Source organism: Halomonas faecis (genome assembly GCF_010993975.1).
GTDB classification, from domain to species: domain Bacteria; phylum Pseudomonadota; class Gammaproteobacteria; order Pseudomonadales; family Halomonadaceae; genus Halomonas; species Halomonas faecis.
The window spans coordinates 39111-53778 of record NZ_JAACZO010000013.1 but is presented as its reverse complement, the minus strand read 5'-3'; the positions used below and the strand labels follow the sequence as shown (position 1 = coordinate 53778).

At 64.7% G+C, this 14668-nt stretch carries 14 protein-coding genes; 6 read left to right on the top strand and 8 right to left on the bottom strand.

Annotated elements, in window-relative coordinates; all coding sequences use genetic code 11:
- Positions 1-308 precede the first annotated feature (308 nt).
- Together aroQ and pobA are read right to left on the bottom strand one after the other, a co-directional pair.
- Complete coding sequence (gene aroQ / locus GFD32_RS08815) at positions 309-749, bottom strand: type II 3-dehydroquinate dehydratase (protein ID WP_163576190.1); 441 nt, start codon at positions 747-749, stop codon at positions 309-311.
- Between the two features lie 128 nt (positions 750-877).
- Positions 878-2062: a 4-hydroxybenzoate 3-monooxygenase gene (pobA, locus tag GFD32_RS08810; RefSeq protein WP_163576189.1), complete on the bottom strand. Its 1185-nt coding sequence runs from the start codon at positions 2060-2062 to the stop codon at positions 878-880.
- Between the two features lie 162 nt (positions 2063-2224).
- Here pobA and GFD32_RS08805 point away from each other — a divergent pair, with 162 nt between their 5' ends.
- Complete coding sequence (locus GFD32_RS08805; RefSeq protein WP_163576188.1) at positions 2225-3118, top strand: helix-turn-helix domain-containing protein; 894 nt, start codon at positions 2225-2227, stop codon at positions 3116-3118.
- A 64-nt stretch (positions 3119-3182) separates the two neighbouring features.
- Here the strand turns inward: GFD32_RS08805 and GFD32_RS08800 are convergent, their stop codons facing one another.
- The 5 genes from GFD32_RS08800 to GFD32_RS08780 form a co-directional block, all read right to left on the bottom strand.
- Entirely contained in the window at positions 3183-3626 is a 444-nt protein-coding gene (locus tag GFD32_RS08800; protein WP_163576187.1) for a hypothetical protein, read from the bottom strand.
- Between the two features lie 171 nt (positions 3627-3797).
- A complete protein-coding gene (locus GFD32_RS08795) occupies positions 3798-5087 on the bottom strand; it encodes a TRAP transporter large permease (protein ID WP_163576186.1) in 1290 nt (429 codons plus the stop codon).
- On the bottom strand, positions 5077-5604 hold the full coding sequence (locus GFD32_RS08790; protein WP_163576185.1) for a TRAP transporter small permease: 528 nt from the start codon (positions 5602-5604) through the stop codon (positions 5077-5079). The genes GFD32_RS08795 and GFD32_RS08790 overlap by 11 nt, the downstream gene beginning before the upstream one ends.
- Before the next feature lie 6 nt (positions 5605-5610).
- Complete coding sequence (locus GFD32_RS08785) at positions 5611-6639, bottom strand: TRAP transporter substrate-binding protein (protein WP_163576184.1); 1029 nt, start codon at positions 6637-6639, stop codon at positions 5611-5613.
- 251 nt (positions 6640-6890) lie between these two features.
- On the bottom strand, positions 6891-7898 hold the full coding sequence (locus GFD32_RS08780) for a helix-turn-helix domain-containing protein (RefSeq protein WP_163576183.1): 1008 nt from the start codon (positions 7896-7898) through the stop codon (positions 6891-6893).
- Between the two features lie 209 nt (positions 7899-8107).
- Between GFD32_RS08780 and GFD32_RS08775 the strand changes: the two genes are divergently transcribed.
- Complete coding sequence (locus GFD32_RS08775; RefSeq protein ID WP_163576182.1) at positions 8108-9526, top strand: aldehyde dehydrogenase family protein; 1419 nt, start codon at positions 8108-8110, stop codon at positions 9524-9526.
- Positions 9527-9541: 15 nt separating this feature from the next.
- Positions 9542-10654 carry an NAD(P)-dependent alcohol dehydrogenase gene (locus tag GFD32_RS08770; protein WP_163576181.1) on the top strand — a complete coding sequence of 371 codons (1113 nt, stop codon included), beginning with the start codon at positions 9542-9544 and terminating at the stop codon, positions 10652-10654.
- Positions 10655-10722: 68 nt separating this feature from the next.
- On the opposite strand, the gene GFD32_RS08765 is transcribed toward GFD32_RS08770, so the two are convergent.
- Positions 10723-11424 carry a GntR family transcriptional regulator gene (locus GFD32_RS08765; protein ID WP_163576180.1) on the bottom strand — a complete coding sequence of 234 codons (702 nt, stop codon included), beginning with the start codon at positions 11422-11424 and terminating at the stop codon, positions 10723-10725.
- 153 nt (positions 11425-11577) lie between these two features.
- Between GFD32_RS08765 and GFD32_RS08760 the strand changes: the two genes are divergently transcribed.
- Genes GFD32_RS08760 through GFD32_RS08750 form a run of 3 tightly spaced genes read left to right on the top strand, consistent with a single transcriptional unit; the run spans position 11578 to position 14668 of the window.
- Positions 11578-12645 carry an aromatic ring-hydroxylating dioxygenase subunit alpha gene (locus tag GFD32_RS08760; protein ID WP_163576179.1) on the top strand — a complete coding sequence of 356 codons (1068 nt, stop codon included), beginning with the start codon at positions 11578-11580 and terminating at the stop codon, positions 12643-12645.
- Positions 12642-13610, top strand: coding sequence for a PDR/VanB family oxidoreductase (locus tag GFD32_RS08755; RefSeq protein ID WP_163576178.1), 969 nt, complete (start codon positions 12642-12644; stop codon positions 13608-13610). Before GFD32_RS08760 ends, GFD32_RS08755 begins: the two co-directional genes overlap by 4 nt.
- Before the next feature lie 35 nt (positions 13611-13645).
- Positions 13646-14668 carry a TRAP transporter substrate-binding protein gene (locus GFD32_RS08750; protein WP_163576177.1) on the top strand — a complete coding sequence of 341 codons (1023 nt, stop codon included), beginning with the start codon at positions 13646-13648 and terminating at the stop codon, positions 14666-14668.

Here is a 14668-nt window from a genome sequence, read left to right as displayed (position 1 = left end):
GCAACGGCGGTGTCCGTAGGCTGACGTTTTGGCGAATATCAGCTTACTCGGATTTACCGCCGTTTCTCTATCCTGACCTCGCTCAGCGCCCTGCTCATTTCACGCCAGTCTGCGAAGAACCAAAAAAGGGCCCGCCAGGGGAGTGACGGGCAACCAAGCGATAGTGTCATGCAGGGGATCGGCTCGGTGAGACACGAGATTGCATGCCTGCCGGAACCGAATGACCGCAGCTTATCCGGAGCCCCGCCCCGCAAGCCAATAAAGCCTGTGCATGGCTCTCATAGGCGAAGACGTGCTCGTCACTTGGGTCACGCTTGCGTGGCAGCGATCACGGCATCGAGTGCCGCCCGATAGCCCTGAGATCCGAGCCCGGCGATGACCCCGTCCGCGCGAAGCGACACGTAGGAGTGGTGGCGAAAGGCTTCCCGCCGGTGCACGTTGGAGAGGTGCACCTCGATCACCCGGCCATCGAAGGCGTTGAGGGCATCGAGAATCGCCACCGAGGTGTGGGTGTAGGCCGCCGGGTTGATGATGATCGCCCGCGTGCCATCCTCCCGGGCGGCGTGGATGGCATCGATCAGCGCTCCTTCGTGGTTGCTCTGGAAACAGTCGACTTCCCAACCGGCGAGCACCGCCCGCTGGCGCAGATCGTTGTCGATGTCGCCAAGGGTCTCGCGGCCGTAGATCTCCGGCTGGCGGGAGCCCAGCAGATTGAGATTGGGGCCGTGTAGCACCAGCACCTTGTTCATGTCGTCATTTCCTCATACCGGCACCCGGCCGGTCGCTTCCAGTGCTTCCAGAATACGAATATTGTCGCGGTAGGCCAATAGATCGGGCGTTTCGGCTTCCAGCGACCGGCCACCAACCCGCGATGACGTCACCTCAAGGGCTCGTAGGGCAGCCCCACGTAGTTCTCGGCAATGGTGGTCAGCCCCGCAGTGGAACTCGCCAGGTAGTCGAGTTCGGCCTGCTGCATGCGGGTGGCGAAGTCCTCCTCGTCGGAAAACTTGTGCAGCAGCGAGGTCATCCACCACGAGAAGCGTTCGGCCTTCCAGATGCGCTTGAGCGCTACCTCGGAGTAGCGCGAGATCAGCTCCGTGCGCCCCTCCCGGTAGACCGCCACCAGCACGCGATAGAGGGCATTCACGTCGCTGGCCGCCAGGTTGAGCCCCTTGGCGCCGGTGGGCGGCACGATATGCGCGGCATCGCCCACCAGAAAGAGGCGGCCGTACTGCATGGGCTCGACGACGAAGCTTCTCAGCGGAGCGATGCTCTTCTCGATGGAAGGGCCGGTGACCAGGCTGTCGGCCACGTCCTCCGGTACGCGGCGCTTGAGCTCCTCCCAGAAGCGCGCGTCGGACCAGTCTTCGACCTTCTCGTCGAGGCCCACCTGCACGTAGTAGCGGCTGCGCGTCGCCGAGCGCATGCTGCACAGCGCGAAGCCGCGGTCATGCCGCGCGTAGATCAGCTCGTCGGCCACCGGTGGAGTGTCGGCAAGCAGCCCCAACCAGCCGAAGGGGTAGACTCGCTCGAATGTCTTGATTCGATCGGCGGGGATCGACTGGCGCGAAATGCCATGGAAACCATCGCAGCCGGCCACGTAGTCGCAGTCGAGGCGATGCGTCTCGCCATCCTTTTCGAAGGTGACGTAGGGGGTCTCCGACTGGAGGCCATGAGGCTGGACGTCGTCGACCTCGTAGAGGGTAGTGGCGCCAATGGCCTGGCGAGCTTCCATCAGGTCGCGGGTCACCTCGGTCTGGCCGTAGACCATCACCGTCTTTCCACCGGTCAGCCCGGCCAGGTCGACCCGCACCCGACGGTTGTCGAAGGCCAGTTCGACGCCATCGTGCACCATGCCCTCGGCATCCATGCGCTCGGCGACGCCGGCCTCGCGCAGCAGGTCGACCATGCCCTGCTCCAGCACCCCGGCGCGAATGCGACTGAGCACGTACTCACCGCTGCGCCGCTCGAGAATCACGTTGTCGATGCCCTGGCGAGCCAACAGCTGGCCGAGCAGCAAGCCCGAGGGGCCCGCACCGATGATGGCAACCTGTGTTTTCATGGGGGTGGCTCCGTTGTCGTCTTTTCAGTGAACAAATGTTCGCCTACCGGATTGCATTTTTCACTGAAAACCAGCCCCCTATAAGGCACTATTGGCAGAATTGCTTGGACAATTCCAGCATAATGGGTCGACTTTGGTCGCACTCTGCTGGCCGGAGCCCGCATGTCTCACACCGCCGTCCCCGTCTTCAAGCTGTATGGCGAGACCCGCCACTGGCCCACCCCGGATCTACTCCACTGCGAGTCGATCCCCGAGCGCAGTCGCCTCCATGACTGGCGGATCCGCCCCCACCGCCACGCCGACCTCGTACACGTCCTGCACGTCACCGCTGGCAGCGTGGCACTGGAACTGGAAGGCAGCACGCGGCCGCTACAGGCTCCCTTGGCCATCGTGGTGCCGGCGATGAGCATCCACGGCTTCCAGTTCTCGCCGGATATCGGGGGGCAAATCCTCACCCTGGCCAAGCCGTTGGTCGAGCGTCTGCAAGGCCTGCTGGCCGAACGAGCCGGCGTGCTCGACCGCGCCGCGGCCCATTCGCTGACCGGACTCGAGGCTGCCAGCCGGATCGACACCCTGGTGACTCAGATCACCGCCGAGTACCGCCATCCGGCCCCGGGGCGCGACCGCCTGCTGGAGGCTCTGACCCAAGCCCTGGTGGTGGAGCTGTCACGTTGCGCCGATCATCGAGTGCTGGATGGCAGCCGGTCGCTGCGACGCCAGCATGATCGCGCCAGCCAACACCTCACGAACTACCAGGCGCTGATCGAGGCCCAGTTCCGCCAGCAGCCCAGCATCGAGGCATTCGCCGACCAGTTGGGCATGACCAGCGCCCATCTCAACACCCTGTGCCGGCGACTGGCCGGGCGCAGCGCCCTTCAGCTGCTGCACGAGCGCCTGCTGCTGGAAGCCAAGCGCCAACTGACCTACACCAACATGACCATCAGCCAAGTCGCCGACAGCCTCGGTTTCTCGGAACCGGCCTACTTCACCCGCTTCTTCAAGCGCCTGACCGGCCTGTCGCCGCGGGAATTTCGCCAGCGCCAGCCCGAACCCTGACACGCAACGCAAGCGCCCCCGGAAAGCCATGCCTTCCGGGGGCGCGGGGTAGCGCTGCAAGGGCTCAGCCAGCGACGGCCAGCATCTTCTTTTCGAAGGCCTCGGCATTGGGGCAGAAGCCCCGGCATTTTGCCCAACCTTCACCGCCACGCATCGCTCTCCAGCAGCGCCCTACTGTCGGGCAGCGATTGCACACCGCCTGCAGTTCGGCGAAGTGGGTCGTCTCGTCGGCGCCGAAATCCTCAGCGGCCAAGTCGAAACGCTGCATCATCTCGGGCATCAAGGTCTCGGCAGGGATCAGCTCGCGATCGCCGCCGCGGTTCAGGGTGCGCGCCACCTCGCGTTCGAAGGCCGGTGCCATGGGGGTGGCGAGATCGCGCACCATCTCGCGGTAGCTCGTGGCAGCCTCGTTACGCATTCCCTGCACCAACTGCGGCATCGATGCCGCGAACAGGCGCTCCTCCAGGCGGGCCAGCCAGCCCTGACGTTCGCTCTGCTTGTCGCTCATGTCCACCTCCGAATCGCCCGTGGCGGCCGTCGCCGGCCTGCCCTCATGCCAACAGCATGAACCGCACCGCCTGACGTGCCAATTGAGGTTTCGGCGAGATGGCATAACCGGGGAGTTATCGCGAAGCGCCCCGACGGTCGCCGGGGCGTTGCATGCTGGCCGACGGCACACTCAGATCAGGAAGAGCGTGGTCAGCACCGGGAAGGCGATGAGCAGCGCCAGGCGCACGAAGTCCGAAACGATGAACGGCGCCACGCCGCGGAAGATCTCGCCCAGCCCCACGTGGGGTGCCATGGCCTTGATCACGAACACGTTCATGCCCACCGGCGGGGTGATCAGGCCCAGCTCCACGGTCAGCACGGTGACGATGCCGAACCACACCGGGTCGATGCCCAACGACTGGATGATCGGGAACACCACCGGCACGGTGATCACCAGCATGGCGATGGAGTCCATGAACATCCCGAGCACGAAATAGAGCAGCAGGATGCACAGCACCACCACGAACGGTGACAACTCCGCCGCGAACAGCATATCGCTGATCGAGAAGGAGATACGCGACACCGAGATGAAGTAGCCCAGCGTCTCGGCGCCCACCAGCATGAAGAACACCACCGCGGAGAGTGCCAGGGTCTCCTGCACGCTGCGCCACAGTTCGGCGCCGCGCAGCCCTTTCACCAGGGCATAGAGCAGGGTCGCGAAGGCCCCCACGCTCGCCCCCTCGGTGGGAGTGAAGGCGCCGAAGTAGATGCCCAGGATCATCACCAAGAAGACCGCGAAGAACGGTACCAGACCGCCGAGCGAAGCCAGCTTCTCCTTCCAGGCGGTGGGCTCGCCGGCCACCGCCATCGACGGCCTGAGGCGCATCACCACGCTCACGGTCAGTGCATACATCACCAGACCCATCAGCCCGGGCACCAGCCCTGCCATGAACATGTCCCCCACCGACTGCTCGGTGAGGATGGCGTAGATCAACAGCGCGATGGAGGGCGGAATCATGATGCCCAGGGTGCCGCCGGCGGCCAGCGCTCCGGTGGCCAGACCGCGGTTGTACCCGTAGCGCTCCATCTCCGGCAGGGCGACCCGGGTCATGGTACTGGCGGTGGCCAGCGACGAGCCGGAGATCGCCGAGAAGACCCCGCAGGAGCCCACCGCGGCGATGGCCAGCCCCCCTTTCCAGCCACCGCAGATCACCCGCGTCGAATGGAAGAGCTTGCCGGCCATCCCGGAGTGCGCAGCCAGCACCCCCATGAAGATGAACATGGGTACGGCGCTGAAGCTGTAGTTGGAGAGCACCTCCACCGGCACCGTCTTGAGCTGGGCGATGGCCGCGTCCCAACTGATGATCTGAGCGAAACCCACCACTCCGACGACCAGCATGGTCAACGCCACCGGCACCCGCAGCACCATGAGGAGGAGTAACAGGCCTAGCCCCAGGGCTCCGATCGCTTCACTCCCCATGGGACACCTCCCCGTCGGCACCGAACACCGCACTGAGCAGTGCATGGATCAGACTGCGCAGCCCGAGCAGCAGACTGAGCGCGGCAGCCAGATAGTAGATGGGCCCCATGGGCAGGCGTAGATCCTGCGTCACCTCGCCGTGGCGCGTCGCCGCCGCGGCCGAATCGAGCAGGCCAATGAACAGAATCAGGCCGAGTGCCGCGAACCCCAGCAGATAGACGCCGTGCAGGCGGTTCTTGAGGTTGGACGAAAGCCCGTGCGAGAACGCCTCCACCACCACCTGGCTCTTCTCGACATTGGCCGCCATGGCGGCCAGCAGCGAGAACAGCATCAAATAGCTGACCAGTTCCACGCTGCCGGAAACCCGCAGAGCGATGGCGCCGTCGGTGATTCGATGCAGGTAGCGGGTACCGACATCCGCGATGGTCACCGTCAGCAGTGCCAACAGGGCGATGCCGGCCACGAGATGACAGACAAGGGCCAGCCAATGGCTGGCCCTTTCCAGGGAGGGCATCATCACGGCTTACCCTTGCTCGGCAGCGCAGGACTCGCTGGCCGCCAGCGCCGCTTCGTAGACCTCGCGCCCCGGCAGATCGCGTTCCTCGAGTTCGGCGAGGTAGCTGTCGATGCCGTCCTGCAGGGGCTTCTGCCAGTCCGGATGCTCCAGGGGATTGTCGATCTCGCGAATGGTGTGGCCGGCCTCTTTCGCCTCCTGCTTGCCTTCCACGTCGAGGCGGTCGAAGACCTCGCCGGCATTCCCGGCCCATTTCATCCCGGAGTTGGCGTCGATCACCGCCTGCTGCTCGGGGCTCAGGCCGTCATAGGTGCGCTGGTTCATGGTGGCCACGAAGATCAGCGTGTAGAACGGCACCTCGGTGTGGTACTCGACCAGTTCGTTGATGCGGAAGCCCTTCAGGCCCTCCCAGGGGAAACTCAGGCCATCGATCACGCCGCGCTGCATGGCCGTATAGATGTCCGGTGCCGGCATGCCCACGGGGTTGGCGCCCATGTTTTCGAGCATCTCGCCGGCCACGGCGGTGGGACGACGGATGCGCAGCCCCTCGAGATCGGCAGGCTCCTGGACGTCGGTGTCGATGGTGTGGATGCCGCCCGGGCCGGTGGTGAAGAAGAACAGCGGCCGCGTGTCGGCATACTCTTCGTCGAGATGCCCCTCGTCGTAGAGGGTCTGCAGCACGCAGGCACCCTGCGTCGCCGTCGTCGCCACGCCGGGCAACTCGACGATCTGCGACAGCGGGAAGCGACCGGCGGTGTAACCCTGGGCGGTGGCACCGATATCGGCAATGCCGTTGACCGCCGCTTCATAGATGGAATCCGGCTTGGCCAAGGTGCCGGAAGGGAACATCTCGACATCGAGCTCGCCGCCGGACTCCTCCTCGAGCGTCGCGGCCCAGGCCTCGAAGATATCCTGGTTGATGCCGGAGGCACCTGGCCAGAAGTGCGCCATGCGCAGGGTGGTTGCGGCTTGCGCCGAGGCCACGGTGAGGCTGGCAATGGATGCCACCAGCAGGCAGCGGGATAGGACACGGTTCATGGGGAGCCTCCGGGAGGTCATTATCGTTGATCGCCACGTATTTGTTCGCAAAACGAACATGAGTTCGGCATAACGAATAACCTACCCCACGGCCGCCTCTCCTGAACAATCGACATTAGTCTATGTGGCTTGGATTTTTCACTGCCACGTTCACTTCAATAACGTTCTTTTTCCCACAAAATAGGACAAAGGAAATGTTCGATTGGACTTTTCAAGGGTCCTCGCACTCGCCTGGCAGGAGCCTCGCAGCATCAATGCTTCTTCTCCTGTTGACGTCTGCGTAGCTCGATGGGGGATATCCCATAACGCTGGCGGAATATCCGGGCGAAGTGCGCACCGTCGACGAAGCCATGCTCCAGGGCGATGTGCGTAATGGTGTGGCGCCGATTCGCCGCGTCCAGCAGCGCCAAGTAGCAGTGATCCAAACGCAGCTCGCGGATGAAAGCGGCTGGCGGCGCCAACTGGTGGCGACGAAACTCGTCATAGAGCGCGCGCATCGACAGGTTCAAGGCTTGCGCCAGGTCCTCCGGGGCCAGTGCCGGATCGGCGAGCCGCTGCAGTACCAGGCGCCGTGCCCTGACCAGTCGCGCGCTCGGCATGGGGGCGCAGTGCAACTGCTGCCATTGACCCCGCCAGAGGAAATCGAAGACGAGTTCGAGCGCCATCTCCTCCACCCTCGCCACCATCGGGTCGTCACCCCACACCAGTTGCGAGCGCAGTGCCTCCAGGGCTCCCTGCACGGCGGCGTCCCACGGTAGCACTTGCCCCTGGCAGCGTTCGGCCAACTGCCGCCACTCCGGCATGTCGGCCAAATCGAGGCTCAGCATCAGTACGCGATAATCGCCGAAGGTGTGCAGCCGGTAGGGCGTCGAGAGGCGATAGATCGCCATCTGTCCGGCGCCCAGGCGGATGGCGCGGTCGCCCTGCTCCATCTCGGCCCCGCCACGAAGTTGCCACACCAGCTTGAAAGCGTGGGCGCCGCTGGTATGGCGGGCCATGCGCGGCGTTCGCGTGACCCGCACCGGCGAACTGGCGAGCTGGATCAGTTGGCCTCTCTGCAGGTTCCGGCCCCTTAGAGTGGCCCGGAATTTCGGCGTCTGGGGCACCACTTCCAAGGGCGGCAGATGGGCTCCGCTGGCGCTGACGAAGCGCTCCAGGCTGGTGGTGCGCAGGCTGGTAGAACACTGGCTGGCGTCGGCTGGGTCAGGCGACGGCATCCCAGCGGGACGCCCATCGCGTCGAGGGACGAAGGCGTTCATCTTCGGCGTCTCCGCAGCAATTTGTTATTGACGTTATTTATTGCCACTTACAACAACGTTGACATACAGAGAGTGATCCAAGACGGTCCGACTTGGCAAGCGCTCGCTGCAGAGATCGACAACGTCTCTGCACGGAAATGCAAGACCGGCATGGCATGGCGTGACTGAATGGCCGTTACCCCAGACATGAACAACAACAGGAGCACGCCATGCCCACCTCCCATGCCTTCCATGCCCTGATCGACGGCGAGTTGACCACGAGCGCTCGCCAGATGGCGGTGATCAACCCCGGCAACGAAGAGGTGGTAGCCTACTGCCCCCGCGCCACCCCCGAAGAGGCCGAGCATGCCATCCGCGCTGCCCGCAAGGCCTGGCCCGCCTGGCGGGACACCCCGCTGGAGCAACGTCGCCAGGTGCTGAGAGACATCGCCGATCGCATCGAGGCCCATGCCGAGGAGCTGGAGCGCTGGATCACCCTCGAGCAGGGCAAACCCCTGTCAGGCTCCAAGGTGGAAACCTTGCAGGCACCGGCGATCCTGCGCTATTTCGCCGAGGCCGATCTCTCACCGCGCATACTGCAGGACGACGAGCAACAGCGCGCCGAACTGCACCGTCGCCCTCTGGGTATTGTGGCCGCCATCGTGCCCTGGAACTTTCCCCTGGTGATGGCCTGCTACAAGCTCGGCCCCGCGCTCATCGCCGGCAACACTTGCCTGGTCAAGCCGAGTCCCACCACCCCGCTCGCCACGCTTCGCCTCGGCGAACTCATCGCCGATCTGGTTCCACCGGGAGTGGTCAACATCCTGCCGGATGGCGGAGATATCGGCCCCATGCTGGCCGGCCACCCGGACATCGACAAGATCTCCTTCACCGGTTCCACCGCCACCGGTCGCGCGGTAATGCGCTCCGCCGCCGACAGCCTAAAGCGCCTCACTTTGGAGCTGGGCGGCAACGATGCCGCCATCGTGCTCGACGACGTGGACGTGGCAACCGTTGCCCCGCAGCTGTTCGATTTGGCATTCGTCAACTCGGGCCAGGTGTGCATGTCGATCAAGCGGCTCTATATCCACGCCGCCATCTACGAACCGATGTGCGACGCGCTCGCCGAACTGGCGCGTGCAGCCAAGGTGGGCGATGGACTGGACCCGGCCACCCAGTTCGGCCCGGTGCAGAACCGCCGCCAGTTCGAAGCGGTGAAGCGGGCTCTCGAGCTCGCCCCCCGGTACGGGCGCGTCATCGCCGGCGGCCACACCTACGGCCCGGGGTATTACGTCGAGCCGACGCTGATCCGGGACATCGAGGAGGGCAATCCGGTGGTGGACGAGGAGATCTTCGGCCCGGTGCGCTCGCTGCTGCGCTTCGACGACGTCGAGGATGCGGTACGCCGCGCCAACCGCTCGCCCTATGGCCTGGGCGGCTCGGTATGGACGCGGGACATCGAGCGGGGCGAGCGGATCGCCAGCCGGCTGGAAACGGGCAGCGCCTGGGTCAATCAGCACTTTGCCATGGCCCCGCACATCCCTTTCGGCGGCCACAAGCAGTCCGGCATCGGCGTGGAATTTGCCGAGGCGGGGCTGCACGAATACACCGCCAGCCAGTCGGTCGTGGTCGCCAAGCCAGCCCAATGAAAGGAGTACACCGCTATGGAAATCAGCGCAGCCATTGCCCGCTCACCGCAAGCCCCGTTGTCTCTGGAGACGCTGCAGCTCGAATCGCCCCGCGCCGACGAGATCCTCGTGCGCCTGGTGGCCACCGGCATTTGCCATACCGATATCGCCATGCGCGATCAGCAGCTCCCCACACCACAGCCAGTGGTGCTGGGCCATGAGGGAGCTGGCATCGTCGAACGGGTGGGCAGCGGCGTCAGCAAGGTCGCCGTCGGCGATCATGTGGTCATGACCTACAACTCGTGCGGCCACTGCGCCAGCTGCGACAAGGGCCAAACCAGCTACTGTCACGACTTCTTCCCGCGCAACTTCTTCGGTACCCGAGCGGACGGGTCGAGCGCCCTGTCACAGGCGGGCCAGATGGTACATGGCAACATTTTCGGCCAGTCCTCTTTCGCCAGCCATTCCCTGTGCCATGAACGCAACATCGTCAAGGTACCTCGCTCGGCTCCACTGGAGCTGCTGGGACCTCTAGCCTGCGGCGTGCAAACCGGCGCCGGCGCTGTACTCAATTCACTGCGGGTCGCACCGGGCGATTCACTAGTGGTGTTCGGCACAGGGTCAGTCGGCCTATCGGCCATCATGGCCGGCGTCATCGCCGGGGCGACCCCCATCATCGCGGTGGATCGCAACCGACAGCGTTTGGAGCTGGCGCTGGAACTCGGCGCCAGCCATGCCTTCGCGGCAGACTCCCAAGGGCTGGTGGAACAGATCTGTCAAGCCGCGGGCGGTGCTGGTGTCGATCATGCCCTCGATACCACGGGCCTCGCACCGGTCATCCAGCAAGCCGTGGCAGCGCTATCCCCCCGCGGCACCTGCGGTATCCTCGGCGCCTCCGATCCCAGCAGCACGCTTGAGCTGAACCTGAGTCACATGATGTCGGCGGGCCGCAGCCTGAGGGGCATCGTCGAAGGCGACTCGCTCCCGGATCACTTCATCCCCGTACTGATCCGCCTGTACGAACGGGGTTGCTTCCCGTTCGACCGCCTGGTGACCTACTACGCTTTCGAGCAGATCAACCAGGCCATCGACGACGCCGAGCACGGCCGAATCGTCAAGCCCGTCGTGCGCTTCCCCACGCCGCAATGAAGCCAAGGCCGGCGCATCGCCCGCCAGACGGTGTGCCGGCGGGCGGCGCTTTCGCCGCCCGACCGCGCTCAGTCGACATCTCGCGGGCGACTGCCCCCGCTTCCCAACCCCAGCAGTTCCGCATAGCGCAATCCAATGAAGGCATGCTCACGCATCAACATCTCGGCACGCGCTCCCTCGCCCTGTCGGAGCGCCTGAACGACCAGTTCATGCTGCAGTTGGGCCTGTTGCAGCTTGCGATACTCTTTCTCCAAAGCCTGGCTGTCGATGATGATGGAGTCGGCAGAAGCAAAAGGAAGGTGATTATTACGGGCAATGGCATCGCCGATCACCGGGCTTCCCGCTGCCTGGACGATCGACTCGTGGAAGCGTCGGTTAAGCTCGCTCCAGCCTTCGATATCCGCCTCGACCAAGAAGCCCTTGGCCAATAGCTCCCGCCCCGTTTGGATCCAAAATTCCAGTTCGGCATCCAGCTCTGCCGCGACTCCCCGTTCAGCGAGCCGGCGGGCTGCCAGCCCTTCCAGCACGCCGCGCACTTCGACGGCACACTGCACGTCGCCCTCGGTGAACTCGCGCACCTGAAAGCCCCGCTTGCCAGCCCGCTCGAGCAGGCCTTCCTGCTCTAGAGTCCGGAAGGCCAGGCGCACCGGCGTACGCGACACGCTCAGCTGCTCGGCCACCCGCTCCTCGCCGATACGCTCGCCCGGCTGATAGACCCCTTCGCTGATCAACTTGCGAAGCTGACTCACCACGTTGCTACTGCTCGTCACTGGCTTATCCCGTCATTGTCAATGATTTGTGTCAGCAACCGTTTATGGATCCAACTAAAGCATAACTTGACCCAAAACCCCTACCATTCTTTACTTTTGGATCCAAAAGCACTCAAAACGACGTTCCCGTGACACGATAGCAAGGAGTTGACCATGACTCATCAGGCCCCCTTCCCCAAGAATACCTGGTACGTCGCCTGCACCCCGGACGAGATCGAGGACAAACCGCTGGGGCGCACCATCTGCAACGAGCCGATCGTCTTCTTCCGTGGCGACGAGGGTCGAGTGGCTGCCGTCGAGGACTTCTGCCCCCATCGCGGCGCCCCGCTCTCGCTGGGCTTCGTACGCAACGGTCAGTTGGTCTGCGGCTACCACGGCCTGGAGATGGGCTGCGACGGCAAGTGTTCCAGCATGCCCGGACAACGCGTTCGCGGCTTCCCGAGCATCCGCGCCTACCCGGTGGAAGAACGCTACGGTTTCGTATGGATCTGGCCAGGCGACCCCGAAAGAGCCGACGCGAGCCTGATCCCCGAGCTGCACTGGGCCGATAGCCCCGACTGGGCCTTTGGCGGTGGGCTCTACCACGTAGGATGCGACTATCGGCTGATGATCGACAACCTCATGGACTTGACCCATGAGACCTACGTGCACGCCTCCAGCATCGGCCAGCCGGAGATCGAGGAGGCCGCGCCCGAGACGTCCGTCGACAGAGAGGAAGTCATCACCAGCCGCCACATGGAAAACATCCCGGCGCCGCCGTTCTGGCAAGCCGCCCTGCGCGGCTGCGGTCTGGCCGACGACGTACCGGTGGACCGTTGGCAGATCTGCCGCTTCACCCCGCCGAGCCACGTGCACATAGACGTGGGCGTGGCCCATGCCGGCCACGGCGGCTATGACGCCCCGGCGGAGGTCAAGGCCTCGAGCATCGTGGTCGATTTCATCACTCCCGAAACCGATACCTCGATCTGGTACTTCTGGGGCATGGCACGCAACTTCAAACCCGAGGACGCCGAACTCACCGACAGGATCCGCGAAGGCCAGGGCAAGATCTTCGCCGAAGACTTGGAGATGCTCGAGGCCCAGCAGCGCAACCTGCTGCGCTATCCCGAGCGCCAGCTGCTCAAGCTCAACATCGACGGCGGCGGCGTCCAGGCCCGGCGCATCATCGACCGAGTCCTTGCCGAGGAGCGCACGCCGACCGAGGAGGAGGCTTCGGCATGAGCAGTGCAGCGCTCTCCCTCATCGTCGAGGTCAAGGCCCGTCACGATGAGGCCCAGGATATCGTCACCTTCGAGCTGGCCGATCCTCATGGTCGCCCGCTGCCGGCGTTCAGTGCCGGCGCGCACATCGACGTGCGGGTCAAGGATGGCGTGATTCGCCAGTACTCCCTGTGCAACCACCCCGAAGAGCGGGACCGCTATCTGATCGGGGTGCTGCGCGAACCAGCCTCGCGTGGCGGTTCGGTAGCCATGCACGACGACATCCGCAAGGGCGACCTGCTGCAGATCAGTGCGCCCAAGAATCACTTCCCGCTCGAGCCGGCCAGCCGCACCCTGCTACTGGCCGGCGGCATCGGCATCACGCCGCTGCTGTGCATGGCGGAGCGCCTGGCCCACACCAACGCTGACTTCGAACTGCATTACTGCACCCGCTCTCCGGCGCGCACCGCCTTCCGCGAGCGTATCGCCGCTTCCCGTTTCGCCGACCGGGTGCACTTCCACTTCGACGATGGCGAGCCATCACAGCGGCTGGATCTCGAGGCACTGCTCGGCACGCCGGATCCCGACGCCCATGTCTACGTATGCGGCCCCAGCGGCTTCATTGATGCGGTGCTGTCGACCTGCAAGGAGAAGGGATGGCCCGGCGAGCGGCTGCACACCGAGTATTTCACCGGCGCCATCGTCGATACCGCGGACGACGACAGCTTCGAGGTCAGGATCGCCAGCAGCGGCGCCAGCTTCACCGTGCCCGCCGACAAGACGGTGCATCAAGTACTCGCCGAAAACGGCATCGAGATCATGGTCTCCTGCGAGCAGGGGGTCTGCGGCACCTGCCTGACCCGGGTGCTGGAGGGCGAACCCGACCATCGCGATCTCTACCTGGAAGACCACGAGCACGCCGCCAACGACCAATTCACGCCGTGCTGCTCACGCGCCAAGAGCCAGGTCCTGGTGCTGGACTTATAAGCGTTTCGACGACATAACGACAAGAGGAATACCCCATGACACCCAGCAAGACCGTGAACCGTATTGCCCTTTCCAGCGTACTGGCCGCCGCACTCGTCGCCACGCCGGCCCTGGCCGAGACGACCACGCTGCGCATCGCCCACGTCTGGCCAGGCGGCTCGCTGATCGACCGCGAGCTGTTCCAGGCCTGGGCGGAGAGCGTCGAGGCAGCTTCCGAGGGGCGCCTCGAGGTGGAGGTCTACCCCAGCCAGACCCTGGCCAAATCCGACAAGACCTACGAGAGCGCCGTCACCGGCGTCGCCGACATCGGGGCCTCGGCGCAGGGCTACAACGCCGGGCGCTTTCCGCTGACCCAAGTGGCCGAACTCCCCGGCGTCTCGGCCAGCAGCCGCCAGGGCTCGTGCATCCTGCAGTCGCTCTACGACCAAGGCCACTTCGACGAGGAGTATGCCGATACCCGGCCACTGTTCCTGTTCACTACCGGCCCCGGCTACCTGCACACCCGTGAGCGCCTGGTCGAGACGCCCCGGGACCTGGAGGGGCTACGCCTGCGCCGTCCCACGCCGGTGGTCGGCGACATGTTCAACCGCCTCGGCGCCCAGGCAGTCGGCATGCCGGCCCCCGACGTCTTCACCGCCATGCAGCGCGGCGTGGTCGATGGGCTGAGCTTCAACTGGGAAGGCATGAAAACGTTCCGACTCAACGAACTGGCTTCCCATCACACCGAAGTGCCCCTCTACGATCTCTCCCTGTTCGCGACCATGAGCCAGCGCAGCTATGACCGCCTGCCCGAAGATCTCCAACGGGTCATCGACGAACACAGCGGCATGGAGTGGTCGCTGCGCGCCGCAGACGTCTACGACGAGCTGATCCGCCAAGGACGCCAAGAAGCCAAAGAAGCCGGCCACGAGTTCCTGGTCATCGAAGACGCCCTCGATCATCCCGAATGGGGTCCCGTCCTGCAGGAGACCATCGACCGCTATCTGGAAGAGACGGGAGAGGAAGCCAAAGCGGTCTATGACGCCGCAACGGCCCTGCAGGACGAATGCCGAGCCTGA